The 22,815-nt window shown below is 72.2% G+C and carries 27 protein-coding genes; 12 read left to right on the top strand and 15 right to left on the bottom strand.

Features of this window, described 5'->3' with window-relative positions; genetic code table 11:
- Positions 1 to 4: 4 nt before the first annotated feature.
- The gene (locus CHC05_RS09525; RefSeq protein ID WP_089246886.1) at positions 5 to 1,597 is read right to left on the bottom strand and encodes an MDR family MFS transporter; all 1,593 of its coding nucleotides are present in this window, start codon (positions 1,595 to 1,597) and stop codon (positions 5 to 7) included.
- A 113-nt stretch (positions 1,598 to 1,710) separates the two neighbouring features.
- On the opposite strand from CHC05_RS09525, the gene CHC05_RS09530 reads away from it, so the two are divergent.
- Positions 1,711 to 2,265: a TetR/AcrR family transcriptional regulator gene (locus CHC05_RS09530; RefSeq protein ID WP_089246888.1), complete on the top strand. Its 555-nt coding sequence runs from the start codon at positions 1,711 to 1,713 to the stop codon at positions 2,263 to 2,265.
- Here CHC05_RS09530 and CHC05_RS09535 read toward each other — a convergent pair.
- Together CHC05_RS09535 and CHC05_RS09540 are read right to left on the bottom strand one after the other, a co-directional pair.
- The gene (locus tag CHC05_RS09535) at positions 2,255 to 2,749 is read right to left on the bottom strand and encodes a GNAT family N-acetyltransferase (protein WP_089246890.1); all 495 of its coding nucleotides are present in this window, start codon (positions 2,747 to 2,749) and stop codon (positions 2,255 to 2,257) included. The genes CHC05_RS09530 and CHC05_RS09535 overlap by 11 nt on opposite strands.
- Positions 2,746 to 2,961: a biotin/lipoyl-binding carrier protein gene (locus tag CHC05_RS09540; protein ID WP_089247499.1), complete on the bottom strand. Its 216-nt coding sequence runs from the start codon at positions 2,959 to 2,961 to the stop codon at positions 2,746 to 2,748. The genes CHC05_RS09535 and CHC05_RS09540 overlap by 4 nt, the downstream gene beginning before the upstream one ends.
- Positions 2,962 to 3,093: 132 nt before the next feature.
- Here CHC05_RS09540 and CHC05_RS43395 point away from each other — a divergent pair, with 132 nt between their 5' ends.
- Positions 3,094 to 3,168, top strand: a complete 75-nt coding sequence (locus CHC05_RS43395; protein WP_369814844.1) for a 50S ribosomal protein bL37 — start codon at positions 3,094 to 3,096, stop codon at positions 3,166 to 3,168.
- Between the two features lie 41 nt (positions 3,169 to 3,209).
- On the opposite strand, the gene rsrA is transcribed toward CHC05_RS43395, so the two are convergent.
- From rsrA to CHC05_RS09565, 5 genes are all read right to left on the bottom strand, one after another.
- Positions 3,210 to 3,470: a mycothiol system anti-sigma-R factor gene (rsrA, locus tag CHC05_RS09545; RefSeq protein WP_089246892.1), complete on the bottom strand. Its 261-nt coding sequence runs from the start codon at positions 3,468 to 3,470 to the stop codon at positions 3,210 to 3,212.
- Positions 3,471 to 3,476: 6 nt separating this feature from the next.
- Complete coding sequence (locus CHC05_RS09550) at positions 3,477 to 4,289, bottom strand: sigma-70 family RNA polymerase sigma factor (protein ID WP_281257658.1); 813 nt, start codon at positions 4,287 to 4,289, stop codon at positions 3,477 to 3,479.
- A 225-nt stretch (positions 4,290 to 4,514) separates the two neighbouring features.
- On the bottom strand, positions 4,515 to 5,129 hold the full coding sequence (locus CHC05_RS09555; protein WP_089246894.1) for an alpha/beta hydrolase family protein: 615 nt from the start codon (positions 5,127 to 5,129) through the stop codon (positions 4,515 to 4,517).
- A gap of 30 nt (positions 5,130 to 5,159) precedes the next feature.
- Positions 5,160 to 5,549 carry a WhiB family transcriptional regulator gene (locus CHC05_RS09560; RefSeq protein WP_089246896.1) on the bottom strand — a complete coding sequence of 130 codons (390 nt, stop codon included), beginning with the start codon at positions 5,547 to 5,549 and terminating at the stop codon, positions 5,160 to 5,162.
- 228 nt (positions 5,550 to 5,777) lie between these two features.
- On the bottom strand, positions 5,778 to 6,491 hold the full coding sequence (locus CHC05_RS09565) for an SOS response-associated peptidase (protein WP_089247501.1): 714 nt from the start codon (positions 6,489 to 6,491) through the stop codon (positions 5,778 to 5,780).
- An 89-nt stretch (positions 6,492 to 6,580) separates the two neighbouring features.
- Between CHC05_RS09565 and aroA the strand changes: the two genes are divergently transcribed.
- The 6 genes from aroA to CHC05_RS09595 all read left to right on the top strand — a co-directional run bounded on the left by aroA (position 6,581) and on the right by CHC05_RS09595 (position 12,546).
- Positions 6,581 to 7,867 carry a 3-phosphoshikimate 1-carboxyvinyltransferase gene (gene aroA / locus CHC05_RS09570; RefSeq protein WP_245870735.1) on the top strand — a complete coding sequence of 429 codons (1,287 nt, stop codon included), beginning with the start codon at positions 6,581 to 6,583 and terminating at the stop codon, positions 7,865 to 7,867.
- Between the two features lie 10 nt (positions 7,868 to 7,877).
- A complete protein-coding gene (gene rsgA / locus CHC05_RS09575) occupies positions 7,878 to 8,891 on the top strand; it encodes a ribosome small subunit-dependent GTPase A (RefSeq protein ID WP_089247503.1) in 1,014 nt (337 codons plus the stop codon).
- 11 nt (positions 8,892 to 8,902) lie between these two features.
- Entirely contained in the window at positions 8,903 to 9,697 is a 795-nt protein-coding gene (gene hisN, locus CHC05_RS09580; protein ID WP_089246900.1) for a histidinol-phosphatase, read from the top strand.
- Between the two features lie 161 nt (positions 9,698 to 9,858).
- Entirely contained in the window at positions 9,859 to 10,821 is a 963-nt protein-coding gene (locus CHC05_RS09585) for a hypothetical protein (protein WP_245870770.1), read from the top strand.
- Positions 10,822 to 10,892: 71 nt separating this feature from the next.
- Entirely contained in the window at positions 10,893 to 11,771 is an 879-nt protein-coding gene (locus CHC05_RS09590; RefSeq protein ID WP_089246902.1) for an SDR family NAD(P)-dependent oxidoreductase, read from the top strand.
- Between the two features lie 55 nt (positions 11,772 to 11,826).
- Entirely contained in the window at positions 11,827 to 12,546 is a 720-nt protein-coding gene (locus CHC05_RS09595) for an ATP-binding protein (protein WP_245870736.1), read from the top strand.
- A gap of 6 nt (positions 12,547 to 12,552) precedes the next feature.
- Here the strand turns inward: CHC05_RS09595 and CHC05_RS09600 are convergent, their stop codons facing one another.
- Complete coding sequence (locus CHC05_RS09600) at positions 12,553 to 13,701, bottom strand: SigB/SigF/SigG family RNA polymerase sigma factor (RefSeq protein WP_089246906.1); 1,149 nt, start codon at positions 13,699 to 13,701, stop codon at positions 12,553 to 12,555.
- Between the two features lie 259 nt (positions 13,702 to 13,960).
- Between CHC05_RS09600 and CHC05_RS09605 the strand changes: the two genes are divergently transcribed.
- Complete coding sequence (locus CHC05_RS09605) at positions 13,961 to 14,560, top strand: DUF5709 domain-containing protein (RefSeq protein WP_089246908.1); 600 nt, start codon at positions 13,961 to 13,963, stop codon at positions 14,558 to 14,560.
- Between the two features lie 3 nt (positions 14,561 to 14,563).
- On the opposite strand, the gene CHC05_RS09610 is transcribed toward CHC05_RS09605, so the two are convergent.
- Genes CHC05_RS09610 through CHC05_RS09620 form a run of 3 tightly spaced genes read right to left on the bottom strand, consistent with a single transcriptional unit; the run spans position 14,564 to position 18,590 of the window.
- Positions 14,564 to 15,205: a response regulator gene (locus CHC05_RS09610; RefSeq protein WP_089246910.1), complete on the bottom strand. Its 642-nt coding sequence runs from the start codon at positions 15,203 to 15,205 to the stop codon at positions 14,564 to 14,566.
- Positions 15,202 to 16,335, bottom strand: coding sequence for a MacS family sensor histidine kinase (macS, locus tag CHC05_RS09615; protein WP_245870737.1), 1,134 nt, complete (start codon positions 16,333 to 16,335; stop codon positions 15,202 to 15,204). The genes CHC05_RS09610 and macS overlap by 4 nt, the downstream gene beginning before the upstream one ends.
- Entirely contained in the window at positions 16,332 to 18,590 is a 2,259-nt protein-coding gene (locus CHC05_RS09620) for a GAF domain-containing SpoIIE family protein phosphatase (RefSeq protein WP_089246912.1), read from the bottom strand. The genes macS and CHC05_RS09620 overlap by 4 nt, the downstream gene beginning before the upstream one ends.
- A gap of 164 nt (positions 18,591 to 18,754) precedes the next feature.
- Between CHC05_RS09620 and CHC05_RS09625 the strand changes: the two genes are divergently transcribed.
- The gene (locus CHC05_RS09625) at positions 18,755 to 19,240 is read left to right on the top strand and encodes an ATP-binding protein (RefSeq protein WP_089246914.1); all 486 of its coding nucleotides are present in this window, start codon (positions 18,755 to 18,757) and stop codon (positions 19,238 to 19,240) included.
- Positions 19,237 to 19,620 (top strand): STAS domain-containing protein, encoded by a 384-nt coding sequence (locus CHC05_RS09630; RefSeq protein ID WP_245870738.1) that lies wholly within the window; start codon positions 19,237 to 19,239, stop codon positions 19,618 to 19,620. The genes CHC05_RS09625 and CHC05_RS09630 overlap by 4 nt, the downstream gene beginning before the upstream one ends.
- Here the strand turns inward: CHC05_RS09630 and CHC05_RS09635 are convergent.
- Positions 19,605 to 20,123, bottom strand: coding sequence for an SsgA family sporulation/cell division regulator (locus CHC05_RS09635; RefSeq protein ID WP_089246916.1), 519 nt, complete (start codon positions 20,121 to 20,123; stop codon positions 19,605 to 19,607). The two genes, CHC05_RS09630 and CHC05_RS09635, sit on opposite strands and share 16 nt — an antisense overlap.
- Before the next feature lie 166 nt (positions 20,124 to 20,289).
- Positions 20,290 to 20,886 carry a LysE/ArgO family amino acid transporter gene (locus CHC05_RS09640; RefSeq protein WP_089246918.1) on the bottom strand — a complete coding sequence of 199 codons (597 nt, stop codon included), beginning with the start codon at positions 20,884 to 20,886 and terminating at the stop codon, positions 20,290 to 20,292.
- 71 nt (positions 20,887 to 20,957) lie between these two features.
- Between CHC05_RS09640 and CHC05_RS09645 the strand changes: the two genes are divergently transcribed.
- Complete coding sequence (locus CHC05_RS09645) at positions 20,958 to 21,836, top strand: LysR family transcriptional regulator ArgP (protein ID WP_089246920.1); 879 nt, start codon at positions 20,958 to 20,960, stop codon at positions 21,834 to 21,836.
- Here the strand turns inward: CHC05_RS09645 and CHC05_RS09650 are convergent.
- Entirely contained in the window at positions 21,833 to 22,768 is a 936-nt protein-coding gene (locus CHC05_RS09650) for a ribose-phosphate diphosphokinase (RefSeq protein WP_089246922.1), read from the bottom strand. The genes CHC05_RS09645 and CHC05_RS09650 overlap by 4 nt on opposite strands.
- Positions 22,769 to 22,815 lie beyond the last annotated feature (47 nt).

The following is a 22,815-nucleotide window of genomic DNA, read 5'->3' on the forward strand; positions in this document are numbered from 1 at the left end:
AGGGTCAATCGGCGATGGCTTCGGCCTTGGCCAGCGCCACCTCGGCGTCGTCCGCCGGGGTTTCCTTCTTGTCGTCAGGACCGGAGCCGCGCAGCGGGATCTCCTTGACGAACCAGGCCAGGATCGGCACCAGGATCACGATCACCGCCGCCCAGACGAACACGTACGCGATCGAGTCGGCCAGGCCGCCCATCACGCCGTCGCGGATCTGCGCGGGGAGGTTCTGGAGGGCGGTCGGGTTGACGCCCGCGCCCCCGCCGTCGCCCGCCAGGGCCGCGCCGGCCGGCGACTTCGCCAGGTGGTGCACGAAGAGCGCGCCGAAGAGGGCGATGCCGATCGAGCCGCCGATGGAGCGAAAGAACGTCGCGGCGCCACTGCCGGCGCCGAGGTCCTTCTGCTCGACGCTGTTCTGGGCGATCAGCATCGAGGTCTGCATCAGGAAGCCCATGCCGACGCCGAGCACGACCATGTAAAGCGCGAGCACCGTCTTCGTGGTCTCGGCGTTGATCGTGGCCAGCAGGCCCATCCCGCCGAGCAGCGCCACGCCGCCGAGGATCGGGAAGATCCGGTAACGGCCGGTCTTGGTGATGACCCGGCCGGTGATCACGGAGACGACCAGCATGCCGAACATCAGTGGCAACAGCAGCAGGCCGCTGTTGGTCGCCGAGGCACCCTGGACGGTCTGCTGGAACAGCGGCAGGAAGTTCATCGCGCCGAACATCGCGAAGCCGAGCAGGAAGCCGACCGCGGAGATCAGGGCGAAGTTGCGGTTGGCGAACAGGTGCAGCGGCAGGATCGGCTCCGGTGCGCGGCGCTCGACGAACCCGAACGCCACCAGCGCCACCACGGTCAGCGCGCCGAGGCCGAGGATCTGCGGCGACATCCAGTCGTACTCGTTGCCGCCCCAGGTGGTGATCAGCACGAGCGCGGTGATGCCGACGGAGAGCAACGCGGCGCCGAGGTAGTCGATCCGGTGCTCGGTGCGGTAGCGCGGCAGGTGCATCCGGGTGGCCAGGACCAGCAGGGCCAGGCCACCGAGCGGCAGGTTGACGTAGAACGCCCAGCGCCACGACAGGTTGTCGGTGATGAAGCCGCCGACCAGCGGGCCCGCGACCATCGCGATCGCCATGATGCCGGCGATCATGCCCTGGTAGCGGCCACGCTCACGGGGCGGCACCAGGTCACCGATGATCGCCATGACGCCGACCATCAGGCCACCGGCACCGAGGCCCTGCACGGCCCGGAACGCGATGAGCTCGATCATGCCGTCGCCGGGGCCGCCGAACATCGCGGAGCCGGCCATTCCGCACAGTGCCGAGCCGATCAGGAAGATAATGATCGACGTCAGGAAAATCGATTTGCGTCCGTAGAGGTCGCCGAGCTTGCCCCAGATCGGCGTCGAGACGGTCGTGCCGAGCACGTAGGCGGTGACGACCCAGGTGAAATGGTCGATGCCGCCGAACTCGCTGACGATGCGCGGCAACGCCGTGCTGACGATCATGTTGTCGAGCATCGCGAGCATCATCGCGATCATCAGACCGGCGAGGATGCCGCGGATCTTCTGTGGCGCGATGGTTTGTGGCGCGACGGTGGTCATTGGGTACGCCCCCCAGCGTGATGGGACTTACTTGCCGCCCGGCTAGTCTTCCTTACTAGCCGCACGGTAAGCTGCCAACTAACCGGTCGTCAAGTCAATTGAAGGAGCCAAGGGTGGTCGAGAGCACGCGAGGCCGGATCCAGGCCGTCGCGCTCGAGCTCTTCACGGAGAACGGGTACGAGAAGACCTCGCTCCGGGAGATCGCCGAGCGGCTCGGCGTGACCAAAGCCGCCCTCTACTACCACTTCAAGAGCAAGGACGAGATCGTCTCGAGCTTCTCGGAGGACCGGCTGGCCCGGCTCGACGAGATCATCGAATGGGCCGAGTCGCAGCCGCCGGGGCTGGAGCGGCGGCAGGAGCTGCTCGCCCGTTACGCCGACGAGTTCTTCGCCAGCAATCACCCGTCCGTGATGCGGTTCTTCGAGCAGAACCAGACGGTCGTCAAGACCATGTCGGCGGGCATGGGGATGCGCGACCGGATGCTGCGGGTGGCGTCCCTGATGGCCGACGATGTCGACGACCCGACCGAGCAGCTACGCGCGGCGCTGGCCCTGTTCGCGGTGCACGGGAGCTGGTTCGCGATACGGCAGGAGCTCCCGATCGAGGAGCGCAAGCGGGTGGCCCTCGACGTCGCCGAAGACCTGTGGCGGCCGCGGATCAGCCCGTGAGCGGCAGCCGGAGCGCTTCGAGCTCGACGCCCGGGAAGGGCGACCAGTCGCGCTCGGGCACGCGGGCGAAGCCGAGCCGGGCGTAGAGCCGCTTGGCCGGCTCGGAGAAGCTGCGCACGCAGATCACGACCGCCGCGCAGCCGAGCTCGCCGGCCCGCTCCAGGCAGGCCCGCACGAGCGCCTCGCCGGCGCCGCGGCCCTGGGCGGCGGGGTCGACGGCGAGCATCCGGAACTCCGCCTCGCCGGGGCCGGAGATCTCCGCGTACGCGGTGCCGGGCAGCACGAAGGTGACCGAGCCGAGCACCTGGTCGTCCTCGACGGCGACCAGCAGCACCCCGGCCTCGGCGCGGGTCTCCACGTCGGCCAGCTTCTTGTCGTAACCGTGGTCGCCGGCGAGCTGGCCGTCTTCGCGGTAGGCGTCGACGGTGAACCGGGCGATCGCCGGGAAGTCGGCCGGCGTCGCGGGTCGGATCCGTACCGTCATTCGATGACGGCGATCAGGTCGCCCTCCTGGACGACGTCGCCCTCGTTGACGGCGAGCTGCGCCAGGGTCCCGCCGGACTCGGCGATCACCGGGATCTCCATCTTCATCGACTCGAGGATGACCAGCGTGTCGCCCTCGGCGACCGTGTCGCCCGCGGCCGCGACGACCTTCCACACATTGGCCACCATCTCGGCACGGATCTCGTCAGACATCGCGTGGTCCTCCCTACCCGGCATCCGCGACACCTCGCCGTGCCGCGTCAGCATCCAACCATGCGCCGGGCGTCGGTGGCTGCCTGGCGGGCCGACTACGATCGTCGGGTCACTTGAGGGACGGAGGTCGACATGGCGAAGAAGAGCCGCAAGAAGAAGGCACGTAAGAAGAGCGCCGCCAACCACGGCAAGCGCCCAAACAGCTGAAAGACAACGTCGCCGGCCCAAGCAGGGCCGGCGACGAGCTTTTAGACGTCGGTACGAAGCTCCGAGAGCTTGCCGCGCAGGCGGGCCAGGAGCTCGGTCGGTGCGGTCTCGTTGCCGCAGCAGCGGGCGACCAGCGCCTTGACCTCCTGCTCGATGCCGTATTCGGCCAGGCAGGGCGAGCACTCGTCGAGGTGCTCGCGGATCAGTTCGCGGCGCGAGTCGGCGCACTCGAGGTCGAGATAGAGGTAGACCTCTTCGAGCACTTCGCTGCAGTCGGTCTCGTGGGGGTTACCGCAACTCACGGTTCCTCACACCTCCTGGCGGGCAGCGGCGGCATCACCCGAAGGAGTGCGGGTGAAACCTCGATCCGCAGCGTAGCGCTCCAGCAGGTTGCGCAGGTTCCGCCGACCGCGGTGAAGTCGCGACATGACCGTACCGATGGGCGTGTTCATGATGTCGGCGATCTCCTTGTACGAGAAACCTTCGACATCAGCCAGGTAGACGGCCAGCCGGAACTCCTCCGGCAGCTGCTGCAGGGCGTTCTTCACGTCGCTGTCGGGCAGCCGGTCGAGCGCCTCGGTCTCCGCCGAGCGCAGGCCGCTCGAGGTGTGCGACTCCGCGCTGGCGAGCTGCCAGTCGGTGATCTCCTCGGTCGGTGCCTGGACGGGCTGGCGCTGCCGCCGGCGGTACGAGTTGATGTAGGTGTTGGTGAGGATCCGGTAGAGCCACGCCTTGAGGTTGGTGCCTTCCTCGAACTGGTGGAAGGCGGCGTAGGCCTTGAGGAACGTCTCCTGGACCAGGTCCTCGGCGTCGGCGGGGTTGCGGGTCATCCGCAGCGCCGCGGCGTAGAGCTGGTCGACGAAAGGCAGCGCGTCCCGCTCGAACCGGGCCCGCCGCTCGTCGGTCGGCTCCTCGGTTCGGGTCTTCTCCGGCTGCGTCAAGCGCACGTCCCTCCTCAACTGTTCCGCCGAGGATACGCGTCGCGCGCTCCCGCCAGACTCAGTTGCAGGTTGGTTGCCCCGGATCAGGCCGTGAGTAACGTCGCTCGCCGGCCATTCGGGTGCGGACAAAAGCGCCCGGAACCGGCCAGTCTCGCGGTTGTCCCGCGTAGCTGCTCGCACTGGGTGAAGCCCCCTTGCCGTCTGATCACGTACGACGGCTGTAACAAGGGCGGGCACCTGCGAATTCCCCGGATTCAACCCACTCGCCCCGGAGACACTTTGCCGCGTCCCCGAGGCGAGGTGGGCCTGGGAGGTTGATGCGGACCGGGGGGTCCGCGGACTCGTGGAGGGAGTCCCCAGGGCATGCCTGGCTCACTAAGCGCAACGAGTCACTCACGCGACGGGTTACGGATTGGCCCAACCCTTGCCCCGCAGCCACTCCACCACCAGCTGCCCCAGGCCGCGCGGATCGCCCCGCAGGTCATGGCGCTGGCCGGGGCGGACCGCCACCTCGACACCGGGCGTCGGCTCGGGCACCCCGAACGGGTCACGGTCGCCGTTGACGACCAGGGTCGGCACGCCGGTGAGCAGCTCGCCGGCCCGGGACTTCTCGGGTCGGCCCGGCGGATGCAGCGGGAACGCCAGGCACACGATGCCGGCCGCGCCGAGCGCGACCGACGTGCGGCAGGCCACCCGGGCGCCACTGGACCGACCCCCGACCACCAGCGGCGGCGGATCGGGGTAGCCCTTGACGATCTCGTGCACCACCGCCGACCAGGCGGCGTCGAGCTGCGCCGCCGGAGCCGGCGCCCGCCGCCCGGCGACCCGGTAGGGCTGGGTCACCCGGACCACGGTGACGCCGGCGGCCAGCGCGGCGCGGCGGACCGCCATCAGGTCAGGCGCATCGACGCCCCCACCGGCGCCGTGCCCGAGCACGAGCAGTGCCGCCGGCCGCCCGGTGGCCTCGTCGGTCTCGGTGACGGCCGGACCGTGTGGTGTCGCGATCTGTGTGACCCCCATGGCCCCATTGTGCTGGCCAGGAGGCTCAGGTCAGCTGACCGGCACCAGTTCGAGCGAAAGGTCGCGCATCGGTGGCCCCGAGTCGATCGTCTCGGTGCCCCGAGTCAGCTGACCTCGCCAGGCGACCAGCATCGCCCGCCGCTCGCGCGGTGTCGTGCCGCCCCAGACGCCGTGGCAGTCGCCGACCTCGAGCGCCCACGCCAGGCACGCGCCCTGCACGTCGCAGGTGCGGCACAACGCGATCGCGGTGTCGGCCGGCTCGCTCGGCGCGGGAAAGAACGTCTCCGGATCGACGGTCTGGCACAAACCACGCGTGCGCCAGGCCTCGTCGAGCTGTCGTTCGGCCGAGGCGCGCAGCAGTCGCGGATCACGACGTGCGGCAGCGACCTCATGCGGGCGTGGCATTCGCGCCCGTGTCATCAACAACCCACCTCCCCCGTGGGGCCGGCTTCGGCTGCGCAGCAGCGGAAGATCAAGGACCAATGGGTGTCGTCGCCCGGTGCGAGAAGGCACCCATTGCCGGCGCTGTGTTCTATCGCACTCGTGACGGCGGATACAAGAGTTTGCAACGAACCTGCGGAAAGTCGGCTGCAAGAAATCAACACAAGGTTGAGATAAACGGAAAAATCAACCGGAGTAAATCGATGATCAAAAGAGCGTGAGTTCGACCGGTTCATCGCGCGGTGCGGCCAATGCCGGAGCCGCCACGCGGGCGACCAGACCGGGGCCGTCGTTGCGGACATCGCCGACGCCGGCACCGACCGGGCGGACCTCGATGCCGGCCAGCGTCGCGTCGCTCGGCGGGGCCAGCAGGTCGGCCGCGTCGCCGCCACCGGCCAGCCACGCCTCCCACCGGTCGGGTGCGAGCACGAGCGGCATCCGGTTGTGCACGAGCGCCAGGTCGCCCAGCGCCGGCATGGTCACGATGCTGGACGTGAGCAGCTTCTGGTCGCCCCAGGCGGCCCAGAGGCCGCCGAACACCACGGGCTCCGGGGCCGTCATGAAATAGGCCTGCTTGCCGCCGCCCGGTTGGCGCACCCACTCGTACCAGCCGTCGGCCGGGACCAGGCAGCGGCGGCCGGCGAACGCACGCGCGTACGCCGGGGTGGTGGCGACCGTCTCCGCCCGCGCGTTGATCATGCGGGCGGCGCCCTTGGTGTCGCCCGCCCAGCTCGGCACCAACCCCCAGCGGGCCACCGAGAGGGTCCGGCCGCCCAGCCGGGCGGACATCCGGACGATGGGCACCGGGTCGGTCGGCGCGACGTTGTAGTCGGTCACCAGACCGTCGCGGGTGTCGTCGAACGCCTCGAAGAGCGCGCTGAGGTCAGGCGCGTCCTTCGTGGTCGCGTACCGCCCGCACATGACCGTCACGCTAGCGCAAACCGTCCCGGCACGCGGGAGCGCCGAATGTCGATCGCGATTCGGGCCCGGGGCAGGTCAGACTGGAGTACGTGGCCAACCCCGCGCACGTGCCGTGGACCCCGCCGACCGCCGCCGAGCCGGTCGCCGCGACCGTCCAGCTGCCCGGCTCCAAGTCGATGACCGCCCGGGCGCTGGTGCTCAGTGCGATCGGGGTCGGCCCGTCGACGTTGGCCCGCCCGCTGCGGGCCCGCGACACCGAGATGATGGCCGGCGGCCTGCGCGCGATGGGCGTCAGCGTCTCGACGGTCGACGACGAGCGGTGGGTGGTCCGGCCCGGCACGCTGCAGGGTCCCGCCCACGTCGACGTCGGCCAGGCCGGCACGGTGCTGCGGTTCATGCCGGCGATCGCCGGGCTGGCGCAGGGTCCGGTCACCTTCGACGGCGACCCGTCGGTCCGGCAACGCCCGCTGCGCCCGCTGCTCGACGCCCTGCGCTCCCTCGGCGTCAGCATCGACACCGCGCCCAGCGGTGGCCTGCCGCTGACCGTCCGGGGCACCGGCCGGGTCACCGGCGGCGAGGTGGTGCTCGACGCGTCGGCCTCCAGCCAGCTCGTCTCCGGCCTGCTGCTGGCCGCGCCCGACTTCGACCGGGGTGTCGTGGTGCGGCACGTCGGCCCGGCGATGCCGTCGGCGCCGCACGTCCGGATGACCGTGCAGATGCTGCGCGCCGCGGGCGCCGGCATCGACGACTCGGTCCGGGACGTCTGGTCGGTCGAGCCCGGCAAGCTGTCCGGGCGCGGCTGGACGATCGAGCCCGACCTGTCCGGCGCCATGCCGTTCTTCGCCGCCGCCCTGGTCACCGGCGGCTCCGTGACCCTGCTCGGCTGGCCGCGCAGCAGCGCCCAGCCGGTCGAGCGGCTGCGCGCGCTGCTGGGCCAGATGGGCGGCGAGGTCACCCTCGGCACCGACGGGCTGACCGTGCGGGGCACCGGTGTGGTGCACGGCCTCGACGCCGACCTGTCCGAGGTGGGCGAGATGACCCCGGTGCTGGCCGCGCTGGGCGCGCTGGCCGACTCGCCGTCGCGGCTGCGCGGCATCGGCCACATCCGCGGCCACGAGACCGACCGGCTGACCGCGCTGGCTCGCGAGCTGAGCGCGCTCGGCGCCTCCGTCACCGACACCGCCGACGACCTGGAGATCACGCCCCGGCCGTTGCGGGGCGGGGTGTTCCACACCTACGACGACCACCGGATGGCGCACGCCGGTGCCGTGGTCGGTCTCGTGGTGCCGGGCGTCGAGCTCGACGACGTGGCGTGTACCTCGAAGACCATGCCCGACTTCCCGGCACTATGGTCAGCGATGGTCACCGGCAAGTAGGGAGAAGGCACTGGCGGGCAAGCGACGGGAGTACGACGAGGACGACGTGCGGGTGCGCCCCGGGCGCTCCTCGCGCCCGCGTACCCGGACCCGGCCGAAGCACGACGACGCGGTCGAGGGTTTCGTCTTCGCCGTCGACCGGGGCCGCTACGGCATCCAGCTAGGCACCGCGGCCGTCACCGCGATGCGCGCCCGCGAGCTCGGCCGCAAGTCCGTGGTCGTCGGCGACCGGGTCTCGCTGGTCGGCGACACGTCGGGCGCCGACGGAGCCCTGGCTCGCATCGTCCGGATCGCGGAGCGCACCTCGGTGCTGCGCCGCACCGCGGACGACGACGACAGCACGCCGGAAGGGCGCCTGGAACGGGTCGTCGTGGCCAACGCCGACCAGCTCGTCATCGTCAGCTCGCTGTCCGACCCGCCGCCGCGCACCGGCTTCATCGACCGCTGCCTGGTCGCCGCGTACGACGCCGACATCGAGCCGCTGCTCTGCCTCACCAAGGCCGACCTGGCCGGCCCGGCGGAGGTGCTCGACTACTACGCGGAGCTGGACCTGCCGCACGTGCTGGTGCGCCCCGACTCCGACCTGGCCGAGGTGCACGAGCGGCTGGCCGGGCAGGTGTCGGTCATGGTCGGCCACTCGGGCGTGGGCAAGTCGACGCTCGTCAACCGGCTCGTGCCGGACGCCGACCGGGCGGTGGGCGTGGTCAGCGCGATCGGCCGCGGCCGGCACACCTCGACCAGCGCGGTGGCGCTGCGGCTGCCCGGCGACGACGCCTGGATCATCGACACGCCTGGCGTACGCAGCTTCGGTCTGGCCCATGTCTCCGCGGACAGCCTGCTGCACGGCTTCCCGGACCTGGTCGAGGGCACGGTCGAATGCCCGCCGAACTGCGAGCACACTCCCAACGACATCGACTGCGCGCTCGACGCCTGGGTCACGGCCGGCAACGCCGACCCGCGCCGGCTCGCCTCGTACCGCCGCCTGCTCGCCTCCCGCGCCGGAGAAGACACCGAAAACCAGTAGCGTGTCCGTTCATGGCCCCCCGGTATGCCGATGACCTTTCGCTCGCCCACGTTCTCGCCGACACCGCGGACAAGATCTCGATGGACCGGTTCCGGGCGCTCGATCTGAAGGTCGAGTCCAAGCCCGACCTGACGCCGGTCTCGGACGCCGACCAGGCCGTGGAACGCGCGCTGCGGGCCACCCTCGGCCGCACCCGGCCGCGGGACGGGGTGCTCGGCGAGGAGTACGGCGCGACCCAGGCGCCCGCCGGGCCCGGCCAGCGGCAGTGGGTGATCGACCCGATCGACGGCACCAAGAACTACATCCGTGGCGTGCCGATCTGGGCGACGCTGATCGCGCTGATGGAGGGCGACCAGCCCGTGGTCGGCCTGGTCTCCGCTCCGGCGCTGGGCCGCCGGTGGTGGGCCGCCCTCGGCCACGGCGCGTTCGCCGGCCGGCACACCGCCGCCGCGACCCCCATCCGGGTTTCCGGTGTACGCCGGATCAGTGACGCGAGCTTCTGCTACTCGAGCCTGCCGGGGTGGGAGGAGACCGGCCGGCTGGAGCCGATGCTGGACCTGATCCGGCAGAGTTGGCGCAGCCGGGCGTACGGCGACTTCTACGGCTACATGCTCCTGGCGGAGGGTGCCGTCGACGTGATGGTCGAGCCGGAGCTCTCGCTCTGGGACGTGGCCGCCCTGATCCCGATCGTCACCGAGGCCGGTGGCAGCTTCACCGACCTGAGCGGGCAGCCGGGTCCGTCAGGTGGGAGCGCCGTGGCCACGAACGGAAAAATTCACGAAGAGGTGCTTACCCGCTTGAGCTGACGGTGTGTCGCATTTCATAAGCCGATATCTGACCTGTGGTTTTGATCGCAACACACGGTGTAGTCGCAGGTTAGCGAGTTCGGCCGGTCGCCCAGCGGATCCGCAGAAACCTCCGTTACTGTGCGCGGGTGCTGTCCACCAGTTGGGGCTTCCTCGCGGCGATGATCATCGCCTATGGAGTCGCCAACCTCCTCCAATCGGTCGCGGCAACACGGACCAAGCTGCACACGTCGTGCAACCCCAAGCTCCTGGTCCGGCTGGCGAGCCACCGCATCTACCTGTACGGCCTCACCTTCCAGATCTTCGGCTTCCTGCTGGCCTTCGTCGCCCGGCGCGACCTGCCGCTGTTCCTGGTGCAGGCAGCCGCGTCCGCGGGCCTCGGCGTCACCGCCCTGTGCGGCGTGCTGATCCTGCGGTGGAAGCTGCCGAAGGCCGAGGTGGGCCTGCTCGCCCTGCTCTTCGGCGGCCTCTTCGCCCTGGTCATCTCGGCCAAGCCGGCCCCAGCACACTCGATCGGCTCCGGCGGCCTGGTCGCGCTGCTGATCTGGCTCGCCCTCATCGCGGTGATCGGTGTCTTCGCGGCCAAGATGCACGGCGCACCCGGCTCGGTCGCCCTCGGCTCGCTGGCGGGCATGGCGTTCTCCGCCGCCGCCGTCGCCGGCCGCCCGTTGGCCTCCAGCCACACCATCGGTGAGTTCGTCTCCAGCCCGCTGCTGTACGTGCTGATCGGCGCCTCCCTGCTCGGCCAGCTGCTGCTCGGCCTGGCCATGCAGCGTGGCTCGACGACCGCGGCGGTCGCCTCGATGGACGCCGCCGGCGCGGTCCCCGCCGCCGCGATCGGCCTGCTGTTCCTCGGCGACAAGATCCACCCCGGCCGCGAGTGGGTGGCCGCCCTCGGCTTCTTCATCACCCTGGCCGCGGTGATCGGGCTGACCCGGTACGCCGAGCCGCAGCACCACCACGCGACCGCCGAGCCTGGCCCGCGCGCCCTGACCGCCGGCCCCCGCGCCCTCAAGGCCCGGGCCCTGGCCGCCCGGCACGTGGCGGCCGACGCCGCGCGCACGGTGGTGGCCCGGCCGATGCCGGCGGGTCCGCCACCCGGTACCGGACCCCGCGGGCGATAGCCACCGCGGCGGTGCGAACCGGACGGCAACCAGTTCGCATGATGCCGCCCACTATGGGGTAACGGACGTGTATGGCGCTGTCCCGCCCGCTCGCCCAAGCGGTGGTCGTGATCACCGGTGCATCAAGCGGCACCGGCGCGGCGACGGCGCTGGAGGTGGCGCGCAACGGCGGCACGGTGGTGCTGGCCGCCCGGGGTGAGGCCGCGCTGGACGCGGTCGCCGAACGCTGCCGGGCGTTCGGCGGCCGAACGGCCGTGCTGCCCACCGACGTGACCGACCCGACCGCCGTGACCCACCTGGCGGAGTCCGCCGTCGCGATCTTCGGGCGGCTCGACGCCTGGGTCAACAACGCGACCACCGGGGCGGTCGGACTCTTCGAGGAGATCCCGCTCGCGCAACTCCGCCGGGTCATCGAGGTCAACCTGCTCGGCGCCGCGTACGGGATGCGCGCCGCACTGCCGCACCTGCGCGCGTCCGGCGGCGGGGTCCTGGTCAACAACGCGTCAGCGCTGGCCGCCATCGCGATGCCGTACCAGTCGATCTACAACGCCGCGAAGCAGGGCGTCCGCGGGCTCGCCGACACCGTCCGCCAGGAACTGCGGGTGACCGGCGAGCGCGGGATCGCCATCTGCACGGTCCTGCCGGCCGGCACCGCCGCACCGGTCCGCCGGTACGCCGCCGGCCGGCGCATCGCGCCGCCACCACCGGTCCAGCCGCCGGAGGTGGCGGCCCACACCATCGTGCGGCTGCTGAACCGGCCACGCCGCGAGGCGTACGCCGGTGGCGCCGCCGCACTGCTGCGCTTCACCTGGCGGCCGTCCCCGTTGGCGGCCGAGGCCCGGCGCGGCACGACGTTTCGCGTGTCCGCCATGCTCGGCCTAGCCGCCGGCACCGCCGCGGGCACGATCGCCGCCGTCACCCGCCGCAACGCCCGGGCCCGACGATGGTGACAAGGCGCGCGGGCGGGCACGAACGGACGTCCCCGACATGCACAATGGAGCGATCATGCCGACCGACGTGCATTTTCTGGTGGCCGACGACGATCCGTATGCGGTCGTCCAGCTCCAGGGCGTGCTCGACCAGCGGTCGGCCGAGGCGTTGCGGGGTGCCCTGCTGTCCGTCGTCGCCGACCGCACGCCGGCGGTGATCGAGGTGACCGGCCTGCGGATCGACGACCCGACCGTGCTGTCGACCTTCGGCGAAGTGGCCCGGGAGACGGCCGACTGGCCCGCCGGCCAACCGGTGATCAGCGTGCCGCCGGCGGTCGCCGACCCGTGGCGGGGCGTGGGCTTCCGGCTGGCCGACGGCGACCGGCGCGCGGCCGGCTTCTCCACGGAGACCTTGCTCCGCGCCGGCCTCGACCCGGTGCCGGGCGCCGCCCGACGCGCCCGCGAGCTGGTCACGGAGGCGTGCGCCCGCTGGGAGCTACCGGAGGTCGCCGGGCCGGCCTGCATCGTCGTCACGGAGCTCGTCAACAACGTGGTCGCACATGCCCAGACCGCGATGACGGTCCTGGTCGGCCGCGGCACGGACGGCGACACCCTGCACCTGTCGGTCCGCGACTGGTCGCCGGCCCTACCGGTCTACGGCGGCCCGGTCCCGACCACCGCCTACGGCGGCCGAGGCCTCCTGCTGATCGAAGCGGTAGCCCTACGCTGGGGCGTCAGCGACCTACCCGACGGCAAGGTCGTCTGGTCAGTCGTCGCCCCCGACGACGACGAATGAAGCGCCTCAGTCGTGCGGGGCGGCCATGATCGGGGTTAGGCCGGCTACGCGTAGCGTGCGGCGCACGTAGACCTGCATGTCGCCGATGCGCAGCCGGACGCCGGCCGCGCGGGCCGCTTCCAGACCCGCCAGCAGGGCCGAGACCCCGGCCGCGTCGATGATCGGCACGCCGGCCAGGCTGACCGCGACCTCGCGTGGCCGCGGGCGGTCCGCCACCAGGTCGACGGCTTCCAGCAACGCCGCGCGCAGTGGGTCGGCGGTGTCTCGGTCGACCTCGCCGGTCACGTCCAGGCGGACCAGGCCGCCCTTGTCGCGCCGGGTGACCGTGATCTCGTGGTGGTCGCCCGGGCCCATGCCGGCCTGCCACTGCTTGGGTGCGTCGCTGAGCATCGCCTCGCGCAGCCAGGTGAGAGCGCGCGACAGCAGGCGCGACACGTGCATCTGGGAGATGCCGAGCTCGGTCGCGATCTCCGTCTGCGTCTTGTTGCCGTAGAAGCGCAGCGCCAGGATCCGCCGCTCGCGTTCCGGTAGCCGGCACAGCAGGCTCGCGACCGTCAGCCGGTCGTCGACCGCCTCCAGGCCCACGTCGGCGCCGCCGATCAGGTCGCCCAGCTCCGCCTCGCTCTCGGCTCTGGCCGGCATGTTCAACGACAGCGGCGTGTACGCGGCCGCCGTCTCCAGCGCCGCCAGCACATCTTCCTCGTCGACCCGCAGGCGCTCGGCCAGTTCGGGGACCGTCGGCGAGCGGCGCAGCTTGGCGGTCATCTCGGTGGACGCCCGGTTGACCTCGATGCTGAGCTCCTGCATCCGCCGCGGGACGTGGACGCCCCAGGTGCGGTCGCGGAAATGCCGGCGAAGCTCGCCGATGATGGTCGCCGCGGCGAAACCCGTGAATGCCCCACGTTCAGGGTCGAAGCGGTCGACTGCCTTCAGCAGCCCCAACCGCGCCACCTGTTCCAGGTCGTCCATCGGTTCACCGCGGCCCCGGTAGCGCCGCGCCAGGCGGCCGGCGAACGGCATCGCGGAACGGACCAGCCGTTCCCGTGCCTCCCGCCGCGCATCATCTCCCGAACGGTGGGCATAAGACATTGCGACCGCGTCGAGAGCCGGCAGGTCCAGTTCACCAGAAGCGGGCATGCCGCTTTGGAGGGTCATCGCGCAGCCTCCTCGTTCGCCTCACTACCACCCTGGTGGGGCGGGAGAGAGTCGGCACCGGTTTGGAATGTGCTGGCTGATGCCCGCGTGTTGAGCACCCCCGGAGACCGCCGCTGTAGTACGGCCGTCCCCTCAACGTGACCATACGTCGGTGCGCGCGAACGGAGCAATGAAAAACAAAGCGGAATGCTTGCTCCGAGGCATCTATCACATCGGGACACCCCCGGTTGTCCTGGCCGAAGAGGGGTAGAACCGCCGTATGCGCCGCGAAGACGAGTACCCAGAGCCCTGGTCGGACCCGGAGGCCGAAGGCCTGCCCGGCACCGCCGACGACGACTCCACCGCGTACGACGACGTCGAGTCGGAGCGGGAGATCCAAGGGCCGGACCCGGCCGCGCTGCCCGTCGACTCACCACTCGCGGTGGACCGCTTCGGCACCACCGGTGAGGAAGCTGAGCAGGGTGAGTCGCTCGACTACAAGCTGGCCCGGGAGAACCTCCCCGAGGATGTCGACGACCCGCTGGCCACGCCGGCCGACCCGCAGATCCGCGACGAGGAGGACCTGGGCACCCCGACGGCCCAGTCGCAGCTCGACGCCGACGTGCTGGACGACGGCCCGACCGGCGACCCGGACTCCGAGGTCTCGCTCTACGACACCGACGGGCTCGAGCTCGACGGCGGTGGCGCACCCATAGGGCGCCTGGTCGACCCCAACCAGCTCGCCGGCGAGGAGGAGCCCGAGGGCGCGCTCTTCGACGACGAGGGCGACTCGATCGCCGAGGACGCCGGCGCGGCGGGCGGCGGCGCCACCGCCGAGGAGCTGGCGATGCACGAGACCGAGGAACCGCCGTACGAGTAAGGGTCAGTCAAGCCCCTGCTCGATGGCGTACCGCGTGAGCTCCACCCGGTTGTGCAGTTGCAGTTTGCCCAGGGTGTTCTGCACGTGGTTCTGCACGGTGCGGTGCGAGACGCCCAGCCGCTCGGCGATCTGCTTGTAGGACAGTCCCTTGGCGACCAGCCGCAGGACCTCGGTCTCGCGCTCGGTCAGGGCCGGCGGTCCCGGGTCCGGCGCCGCCGCCAGCCGCCGGTACTCGCCCAGCACCAGCCCGGCGAGCCCGGGCGTGAAGACCGCTTCCCCGGCGGCGGTACGCGCGACCGCGGCCAGGAACTCGTCCGGCGCCGCCGACTTGAGCAGGTAGCCGGCCGCGCCCGCCTTCACCGCGTCGAGCACGCTCTGCTGCTCGCCACTGGCCGACAGCATCAGCACGCGCACGTCCGGCAGCGCCGCGCGCAGACCCTGGACCACCTCGACGCCGGAGATGTCGGGCAGCTGGAGGTCGAGCACGACCACGTCGGGTCGGGTCGCGCCCGCGATCCGGATCGCCTGGCGCCCTTCCCCGGTCGTCGCCACCACGTCGTAGCCGGCCTCCGCGAGATCGCGGGCGACCCCCGTGCGCCACATCGGATGGTCGTCGACCACCATCACCCGGATCCGCTCGCTCATACGGACACCTTAGGAACCACCATCTCGATTTCGGTGCCCTGCCCCGGAGCCGAGTGGATCCGCACGGTCCCGCCGAGGTCGGTGATCCGGCCGCGGATCGCCTGCGCGACACCGAGCCGGCCCTCCCGCTCCGCGGCCGCGAGCCGGCCAGGCTCGATCCCGGTGCCGTCGTCGCGCACGGTCACCGTCACGGCGTCCGGCTCGTCCTCGACGAGCACGAAGACGCCGGCGTCCGGGCCCGCGTGCCGGGCGGCGTTGTCGAGCGCCGCGCCGACGGCGGCTGCGATCTGCGCCGCGACCGCCGAGGGCAGCGGCACGGCCGTCGCGGGTGTGGCCACCGAGACCAGGTCGCTGGCGTACGCGGTGACGAGCGCGCCCAGGTCGACGGCGCCGCTGGCGGACGGTGGCGGCGCACCGGTCGCGATCAGCCGGCGCAGCGCGGCCTCCTGCTCCCCCGCCAGCCGGGCCAGCTCGCGGGCTTCACCGTCGAGGCTGGCACCGCGCCGACGGACCAGCGCGAGCACCTGGAGCACGGAGTCGTGGATGTCCCGGGCCAACCGCTCCCGCTCGCGGGTGGCCGCCTCGAGCTCCACCGCCCGCTGCAACCGTGCCTCGGCGATCGCGGCCAGCCGGGTGACGTGCCCGACCCCGAGGGCGGCCAGCAGCATCAGGCTGGTGCCGGTCAACGACGCCTGGTTGAGCTGCGGTCGGATCACCAGGTCGGCCGCGCCGAGCAGCAGCGCGGCCACCACGCCAAGCCGCCGGCCGCCGGCGACCGCCCACGCCAGCACCGGCGCGGCCAGCCAGGCGACGGCCAGACCCGGGGTGCCGTTGCCGAGCGCGTCCCGGCCGATCACCAGGTCCGCGGAGAGCACCACCGCGGCGGTCACCACGAGGTCGGCGTTCAGCAGCCCCCAGCGGCGCCGCTCGGGCCGGGCGAACAACCAGCTCGCGGCGATCGTCCAGCCGATCATCACGACGGCGACCGGGATCACCGCCAGCGGGTGCGCGTAGTCGCGGACGTTGCCGGCGATCAGCGCCAGCGCCCAGGCCAACGAGGCGAACCGGAAGACCACGATCGCCCGCCACAGCGGCGTCTGCAGCCCACCGGCGCTGGCCGGCGCCGTCACGCGGGTCGCAGCCGGAGCGCGACGACGCAGGTGTCGTCACCGGGGTTGGCCGGCTGGAGCCGGCCGATCAGCTCGTCGACCGGCAGATGGCCGGTGCCGGTCACGCCGCGCAGCAGCGGGCCCAGCCAGTCGCTGTCGTAGCCGTCCCGGCGCTCGATCAGGCCGTCGGTGTAGAGCAGCACCGTGTCCCCTTCGGCCAGCGTCGTCGTGACGGTCTCGTACCTGCTGTCGGGTCGGGCCCCGACGATCATCCCAGGTGGCCGGGTGAGCGCCGCGGCGCTGCCGTCGCCCGAGACCAGGATCGGCGGCGGGTGGCCGGCCTGGGCCCAGGTGAGCTCCCGGGTCTGCGGATCGAAGTGTGCCACCACGACGGTCGCCGTGGGTTCACTGGCGTCGTCGTGCACGATCCGGTTGAGGTACGCCAGCAGCTCACCGGGCTCCGTGCTGGTCACGGCCAGCGCGGCGACCGAGTGGCGCAGCCGGGCCATCGTGGCCGCGGCGGCGATGCCGTGCCCGGCGACGTCGCCAACCGCGAGCAGGCTGCGGCCGTCGGGCAGCTCGACCACGTCGTACCAGTCGCCGCCGACCCGGCTGACCACCTCGGCCGGCAGGTAGCGGACGGCGACGTCCAGGCCCGGCAGGTGCAGCACGCCGGTCGGGATCGGCAGGATGATCTGCTGCAACGCGACGACCAGCCGGTGCTCGGTCTGCTGGCTGCGCAGCCGCTCGGCGAGCTCGGCCTCCACGTCGACCAGCCGGGCCCGGTCGCGGGCGGCGGCCTCGTTCGCCGTCACGTCCTGCACGATGCCGTAGACCTTGAGCACCCGGCCCGTCCGGTCGCGGATGGTCTCGAACCGGGCGCGCAGGTAGCGGACCTCGCCGCGGACCAGGATGCGGTAGTTCAGGTCGGCCGACTGGCCGTGCTCGAAGACCCGGGCGAGCTGCGGCGCGATCCGTGGCGCGTCCTGCGGGTGCAGCTCGCCGGCCGCCTCCTCCAGGCTCGGCGGGCCGCTCTCGGGGTCGTGGCGGAAGATCGAGTAGAGGCCTTCGGACCAGTAGACGCTGCCCGTGCCCAGGTCCCACTCGCCGTAGCCGAGCCGGCCGAGCCGTTCGGTCTGCGCGATCCGGGCGGCCAGCCGGCGCTCCTCGTCGAGCCGGGTCCAGGTGAGCAGCACGCCGCCACCGAACCGGGAGATCCGCACGGTGAACACCGCGGTCTCGACACCCGCGGTCTGCGGGGTGTACGTGAACGGACCGATCTCGCGCGGCCGGCCGGAGTCGAGCACCTGGGCCAGCGAGTGCCACAGCTCGGTGCCGACGATGCTCGGGTAGCGGGTGGCCGTGCTGCTGCCGACCAGCTCCCGCCCGCGCAGCCCGGTCACGTCGGTGGCCTCCGGGCTGGCCGCGACCAGCACCCAGTCGACGATCTCGCCAGCCGCGTCGCGGATCGGCACGGAGACACCGACCGCACCGGGCAGCGCGTCGAGCATCGACTGCGCGTCGGTGATCCAGCCGGCCTGGTGCGGGTGGGCCCGCAGCCGCCTGGCGATCTCGCCGGTGACCTCGCCCACCACCGTGCTCACCGTGTCGCGGACGGCGGCCGGGAACGTCTGCTGCTTGACGAAGAACGCGACGACGACGGCGACGGCGCCCGTCTCGCCGACCGGCACCACCGCCCGCGACGGCCACTCCGCACCTGGCCCGCCGACCAGCAGGTAGTGCGGCGGCGTCGCGGTGCGATCGGGCAGGAAGAGCGGTTCCCCCGTACGCGCGACGTAGCCGGCCTCGGTCGGCGGGTGCGCCGGCACCCGGCTCCAGGCGTCGACCACCGCCGGCGGCACCCCGGCCGCGCCCACGAGCTGCAGGGAGGAGTCCGGCTCGACCGCGTACACGGCGACCGCGTCGGCGCCCACGTCGTGCGCCAGCCGCCGCTGGAGCGTGCCGGCGAGATCGGCCAGGGGTTCCTGGCCCGGCGCGGCCAGCGCCCGGGCGGCCATCGCGGCCGCGTCGGCGGCAGCGGCGCTGGCCATCCGGCGCACCTCCTCGAAGGGCGCCGGCGAGCTGGGGCGCGCACTGTCGAGGATCGCCGAGGCGGCCTCGGCCACGGGCACGCCGGAGCGGTCGGCGAGCCCCTGCAACCGTTCTCTCGCCTCTCCCGGTGAGCACTCCAGTCGCTCCGCCAACACCGCCACGGCGGCGTCGATCAAGGCGGCCAGCGGGCCGTCCGCTCCGGGGGCCATCCGGTTGTCCGGCACGCTCCGACGATCCCACAGTCCCGGCGCCCGTGGCGCGGCCTTGCGACGCGCGCCACCAGGGGCGGGGCAGGGTTGTCGGTCGGATGCGGTACTGGCCGGCAGGACGTAGTGTGATTGGGGGCCAGTACCACGCTGAGCGCCCGCTAGCACCTCCGAGGCGGCACATGACCGACGACGGGCACCATCGACCGGACGCGGTTGTGCCCGCTGCCGGGCAACAGTTGCTCGCCGAGACGTTCGCCCGGGGCCAGGTGACCGACCTGCGACACGCCTTCGCCGCCTGCGCCGAAGCGGCCGGCCTGCGCGACCAGCGGCTCGACGACTTCGTCCTCGCCGTCAACGAGTTGATCACCAACGCGGTGCGGCACGGTGGTGGCGCGGGCGAGCTGCGGCTCTGGCGCTCCGACGGCACGCTGGTCTGCGAGGTCTCCGACGGCGGCGGCGGCATCGGCGCGGAGCGGCTGGCCAACCAGGAACGTCCCGCTCCCGACGTGGCCGGCGGCTGGGGGTTGTGGCTCGCCGGCCAACTCAGCGACAGCATGCGGGTGGCGACCGGCCCGGCCGGCACCACCGTGCGGATCAGCACCGGGCTGGGCGGCGTGGACGGCCGGTTCGCCGCCGGAGCCGGGGCCGGGGAGCGGGTGGAGTGAACACCGACCCGGCCGCACCGAGGCAGGCCACGGGCGGCCCCCGGATCGAGGAGACCGAGCTGGTCGCCCCGCTGGTGGTGACCGCCGAGCCGGCCGGCGAGCTGGTGCGCCTGCGGCTGGCCGGCGAGCTCGACATGTCGACGGCGCCCGACCTGCTGAGCCGGATCACCGCGCTGGCGGCCGGCGGCACACCCCGGCTGGTGGTCGACCTCGCGGCGCTGACCTTCTGCGACTCGGCGGGGTTGACCACGTTCGTGCGCGGCGACCGGCGGTGTGCCGAGGTCGGCGGTTGGCTGCGGCTGACCGGCGCGTACGGGCACGTGGCCCGGGTGATCGAGATCAGCGGGGTGGCGGACTCCCTGGGCTATCGCCCGTCTTGATCGAGGTCGGGATCGGCCTGGTCTGGCTCCGGCAGCAACTGCCCGCTCAGCCACGCGTCGGCGTCGATGTCTAGTCGCTCCGACTCGCGACCCCGCGGCACCTGGGCATAGGTGTCCTCCAGGAAGGCCGCGACCGTCGCCCGCGGCGCCTCGAGCAGGGCCTGACCGTCGGGCGAGCTCAGCGCCAGCGCGACGGCGTCGCCCTGGGTCGTGCGCCACGGCCAGACCCGCACGTCACCGAGGCCGCTGGGCTCGTGGAGGCCCGCCGCGAGCAACTCGCGGGCGAACGACCAGAGCACCGCCTCGCGCCGGCGCCGATCCAGAAAGAAGCGGACCTGCACCGCGTATGGATCTCCCGGGTCGTAGTGCAGCCCGCAGCGCACCGGCACCCCCGACGCATCCGGTGCGAGGAGGCGGACCACCGTCTCCACCGCGACCCCGGCCGGCTGCCGCGACTCTTCTCCGCCCGGCCCGTCGACCGCCGGAACCGGCTCGCGCCCCATGCCGTCCCCCTCTCACCCGGTCGTGCACCACGCCGATCGGAGGCTCACCCGATCGTGTTGCGTGAATGGTGCCGCCTGTCAAGAGGGTGGGGTCGCACACCGCGTGCGCGCAACCCGTCGTTTTTTAGTCCCGCCGGAGGGACCGTCGCGGATGGACCCGGCGAGGTCAGGCCCACAGCAGACCCACAGCGATCGCGACCATGATGGTCGCGACGAGGCCGTCGAGCACCCGCCAGGCCGCCGGACGGGCCAGCACGGGCGCCAGTTTGTGCGCCGCACCGCCCAGCGCGGCGAACCAGACCACGCTGGCCGCGACAGCGCCGGCCGCGAACACCCACTGGTAGCGGTGCTGGCTGGCGACCGCGCCGAGCAGCAGCACGGTGTCGAGATAGACGTGCGGGTTGAGATAGGTGAAGGCGAGGCAGGCGACCAGCGTGGCGCGCAGCGTGGCCGGCCGGGCCGCACCCGGGTCCAGCACGGCCGGCCGCATCGCCCGGCGCGCGGCGAGCACCGCGTAGCCGAGCAGGAACGCGGCGCCGCACCACTTCGCCACCTGGAGCAGCACGGGCCGGTCGGCGATCGCGGTGCCCATGCCGGCGACCCCGATCGAGATCAACAGCGCGTCGGACAGGGCGCAGACGACCACCACGGCCCACACGTGCTCGCGGCGCAGCCCCTGGCGGAGCACGAACGCGTTCTGGGCGCCGATCGCCGCGATCAGGGCGATCGAGTTGGCGAAGCCGGCGAGCACGGAGGTCAGCATGGGCGAACCGTACGTGCGCCGCCGACCGTGCTCCAGCTCAGGTTTTTCATGGTTGTTTAGAATCTTTCATCATGACGCTCGACTCGACGCAGCTCGCGACGTTCGCCGCGGTGGTCGACGAGGGCAGCTTCGAGGCCGCGGCGCGGGTCCTGCACGTCACCCCGTCGGCGGTCAGCCAGCGGGTCAAGGCGCTGGAGCAGGCGGTCGGCCAGGTCGTGCTGCGCCGGGCCAAGCCGTGCCGGGCCACCCCGGCCGGGCGCCCGCTGCTCCGGCTGGCGGGCCAGATCGCCGTGCTCGAACGCGAGGCGCTGGCCGCGGCCGCCGACCGCGACGGCCCCTGGTCAAGGGCCGCCGTCGTGGTCAACGCCGACTCGCTGGCCACCTGGTTCCTGCCGGCCCTGGTCACGGCCGGCGACCGGATCCTCTTCGACGTGCGCGAGGACGACCAGGACCACACCACGGAGCTACTCCGCGACGGCACGGTGATGGCCGCGGTCACCGCCCAACGCGAAGCGGTCCAGGGCTGCCGGGCAGAGCGCCTGGGCGCGATGCGCTACCTGGCGGTCGCCGCACCCACCATCGCGACCAGCTGGTTCCCGTCAGGCGGCACGCCAACCGAGTTCGCCGCGGCCCCGATGCTCGTCCTGGACCGCAAAGACCGCCTACAACACAAGTTCCTGCGCACCTTGACCCCGCGCCCACCCGAGCCCCCGGTCCACTACATCCCGTCGGCCTGGGGCTTCACGGAAGCCATCCGCCTGGGCGTCGGCTGGGGCCTGATGCCGGAACAACTCGCGGACAAAGACCTGTCAAGCGGCCGGGTGGTACGCCTCGCCGCGGCTCATCACCTGGACGTCCCGCTCTACTGGCAACACTGGAAGCTCAACTCAACCGTTCTCAGCGCCTTGACCACCGCGGTTCGCGCCGCCGCGGCAGCAGCCCTCCGCTAAGCGAAAAGCGCGCTTACCGACTCTCCGTTGTGGATGCGCCGCATCGCCTCTGCCAGGGCGGGGGCGACCGAGAGCACCGTCAGTTGCGGGATGCGCTTCTCGATCGGGATCGGGACCGTGTTCGTGCAGATGATCTCGGTGACGCCCTCCAGGGCGGCCAGCCGGTCCAGGGCGTCCTCGGCGAACAGGCCGTGCGTGCAGACCAGCCGGATCGAGCGGGCCTTGAGCTGGTGCAGGTGGTCGACCAGCTCGATCACCGTGCTGCCCTTGGCGATCTCGTCGTCGAGCACGATCACGTCGCGGTCGGTCACGTCGCCGATCACCGCGCTGATCCGGACCTTGTCGTGGAAACGCTGCTTGGCGCCCGCGGCGACCGGGGTGCCGAGCATCCGCGCGAACGCCGCCGCCTCCTTCGCGTTGCCCAGGTCGGGGGATACCACCACGGTCTCGCTCAGGTCCTCGCCGCGGAAGTGGTCGGCGAGTTCGCGCAGGGCGTGCAGGTGGTCGACCGGCACGCTGAAGAAGCCGTGCACCTGTGGCGAGTGCAGAGTCATCGCCAGCACCCGGTGGGCGCCCGCGGAAACCAGCAGGTCGGCGACGAGCCGGGCGCCGATGGAGATGCGCGGAGCGTCCTTCTTGTCCGATCGGGCGTACGCGAAGTGCGGCAGGACCACCGTGATCCGCCCGGCGGAGGCACCCCGGGCCGCGTCGATCATGAAGAGCAGCTCGACCAGGTTCTCCTGGGTCGGTGCGACGATCGGCTGGATCAGGAAGACGTCGCGCTCGCGGCAGTTGGCCTGCAGCTGCACCTCGAGGCAGTCGTTGGCGAACCGCGAGATCCGGGTCGGCCGCAACGGCACACCCAGGTGTTCACAGATGTCGGCAGCCAGTTCCGGATGGGCACCACCGCTGAATACCGCGATCTCGCGCACGATCCCAATCCTATTCGGGCGCCCTTTCGGCCGGCACAATGGCCCGC

The sequence above is a fragment of the Asanoa hainanensis genome, assembly GCF_900188485.1.
GTDB lineage: Bacteria > Actinomycetota > Actinomycetes > Mycobacteriales > Micromonosporaceae > Asanoa > Asanoa hainanensis.

What these genes read in the sequence shown, in the direction of transcription:
- CHC05_RS09525 (WP_089246886.1), bottom strand. Translation starts at nt 1,597, where the DNA reads ATGACCACCGTCGCGCCACAAACCATCGCGCCACAGAAGATCCGCGGC.
- CHC05_RS09535 (WP_089246890.1), bottom strand. Translation starts at nt 2,749, where the DNA reads ATGACGGTACGGATCCGACCCGCGACGCCGGCCGACTTCCCGGCGATC.
- CHC05_RS09540 (WP_089247499.1), bottom strand. Translation starts at nt 2,961, where the DNA reads ATGTCTGACGAGATCCGTGCCGAGATGGTGGCCAATGTGTGGAAGGTC.
- CHC05_RS09555 (WP_089246894.1), bottom strand. Translation starts at nt 5,129, where the DNA reads ATGGGGGTCACACAGATCGCGACACCACACGGTCCGGCCGTCACCGAG.
- CHC05_RS09560 (WP_089246896.1), bottom strand. Translation starts at nt 5,549, where the DNA reads ATGACACGGGCGCGAATGCCACGCCCGCATGAGGTCGCTGCCGCACGT.
- CHC05_RS09565 (WP_089247501.1), bottom strand. Translation starts at nt 6,491, where the DNA reads ATGTGCGGGCGGTACGCGACCACGAAGGACGCGCCTGACCTCAGCGCG.
- hisN (WP_089246900.1), top strand. Translation starts at nt 8,903, where the DNA reads ATGGCCCCCCGGTATGCCGATGACCTTTCGCTCGCCCACGTTCTCGCC.
- CHC05_RS09585 (WP_245870770.1), top strand. Translation starts at nt 9,859, where the DNA reads ATGATCATCGCCTATGGAGTCGCCAACCTCCTCCAATCGGTCGCGGCA.
- CHC05_RS09590 (WP_089246902.1), top strand. Translation starts at nt 10,893, where the DNA reads ATGGCGCTGTCCCGCCCGCTCGCCCAAGCGGTGGTCGTGATCACCGGT.
- CHC05_RS09595 (WP_245870736.1), top strand. Translation starts at nt 11,827, where the DNA reads ATGCCGACCGACGTGCATTTTCTGGTGGCCGACGACGATCCGTATGCG.
- CHC05_RS09600 (WP_089246906.1), bottom strand. Translation starts at nt 13,701, where the DNA reads ATGACCCTCCAAAGCGGCATGCCCGCTTCTGGTGAACTGGACCTGCCG.
- CHC05_RS09605 (WP_089246908.1), top strand. Translation starts at nt 13,961, where the DNA reads ATGCGCCGCGAAGACGAGTACCCAGAGCCCTGGTCGGACCCGGAGGCC.
- CHC05_RS09610 (WP_089246910.1), bottom strand. Translation starts at nt 15,205, where the DNA reads ATGAGCGAGCGGATCCGGGTGATGGTGGTCGACGACCATCCGATGTGG.
- CHC05_RS09625 (WP_089246914.1), top strand. Translation starts at nt 18,755, where the DNA reads ATGACCGACGACGGGCACCATCGACCGGACGCGGTTGTGCCCGCTGCC.
- CHC05_RS09635 (WP_089246916.1), bottom strand. Translation starts at nt 20,123, where the DNA reads ATGGGGCGCGAGCCGGTTCCGGCGGTCGACGGGCCGGGCGGAGAAGAG.
- CHC05_RS09640 (WP_089246918.1), bottom strand. Translation starts at nt 20,886, where the DNA reads ATGCTGACCTCCGTGCTCGCCGGCTTCGCCAACTCGATCGCCCTGATC.
- CHC05_RS09645 (WP_089246920.1), top strand. Translation starts at nt 20,958, where the DNA reads ATGACGCTCGACTCGACGCAGCTCGCGACGTTCGCCGCGGTGGTCGAC.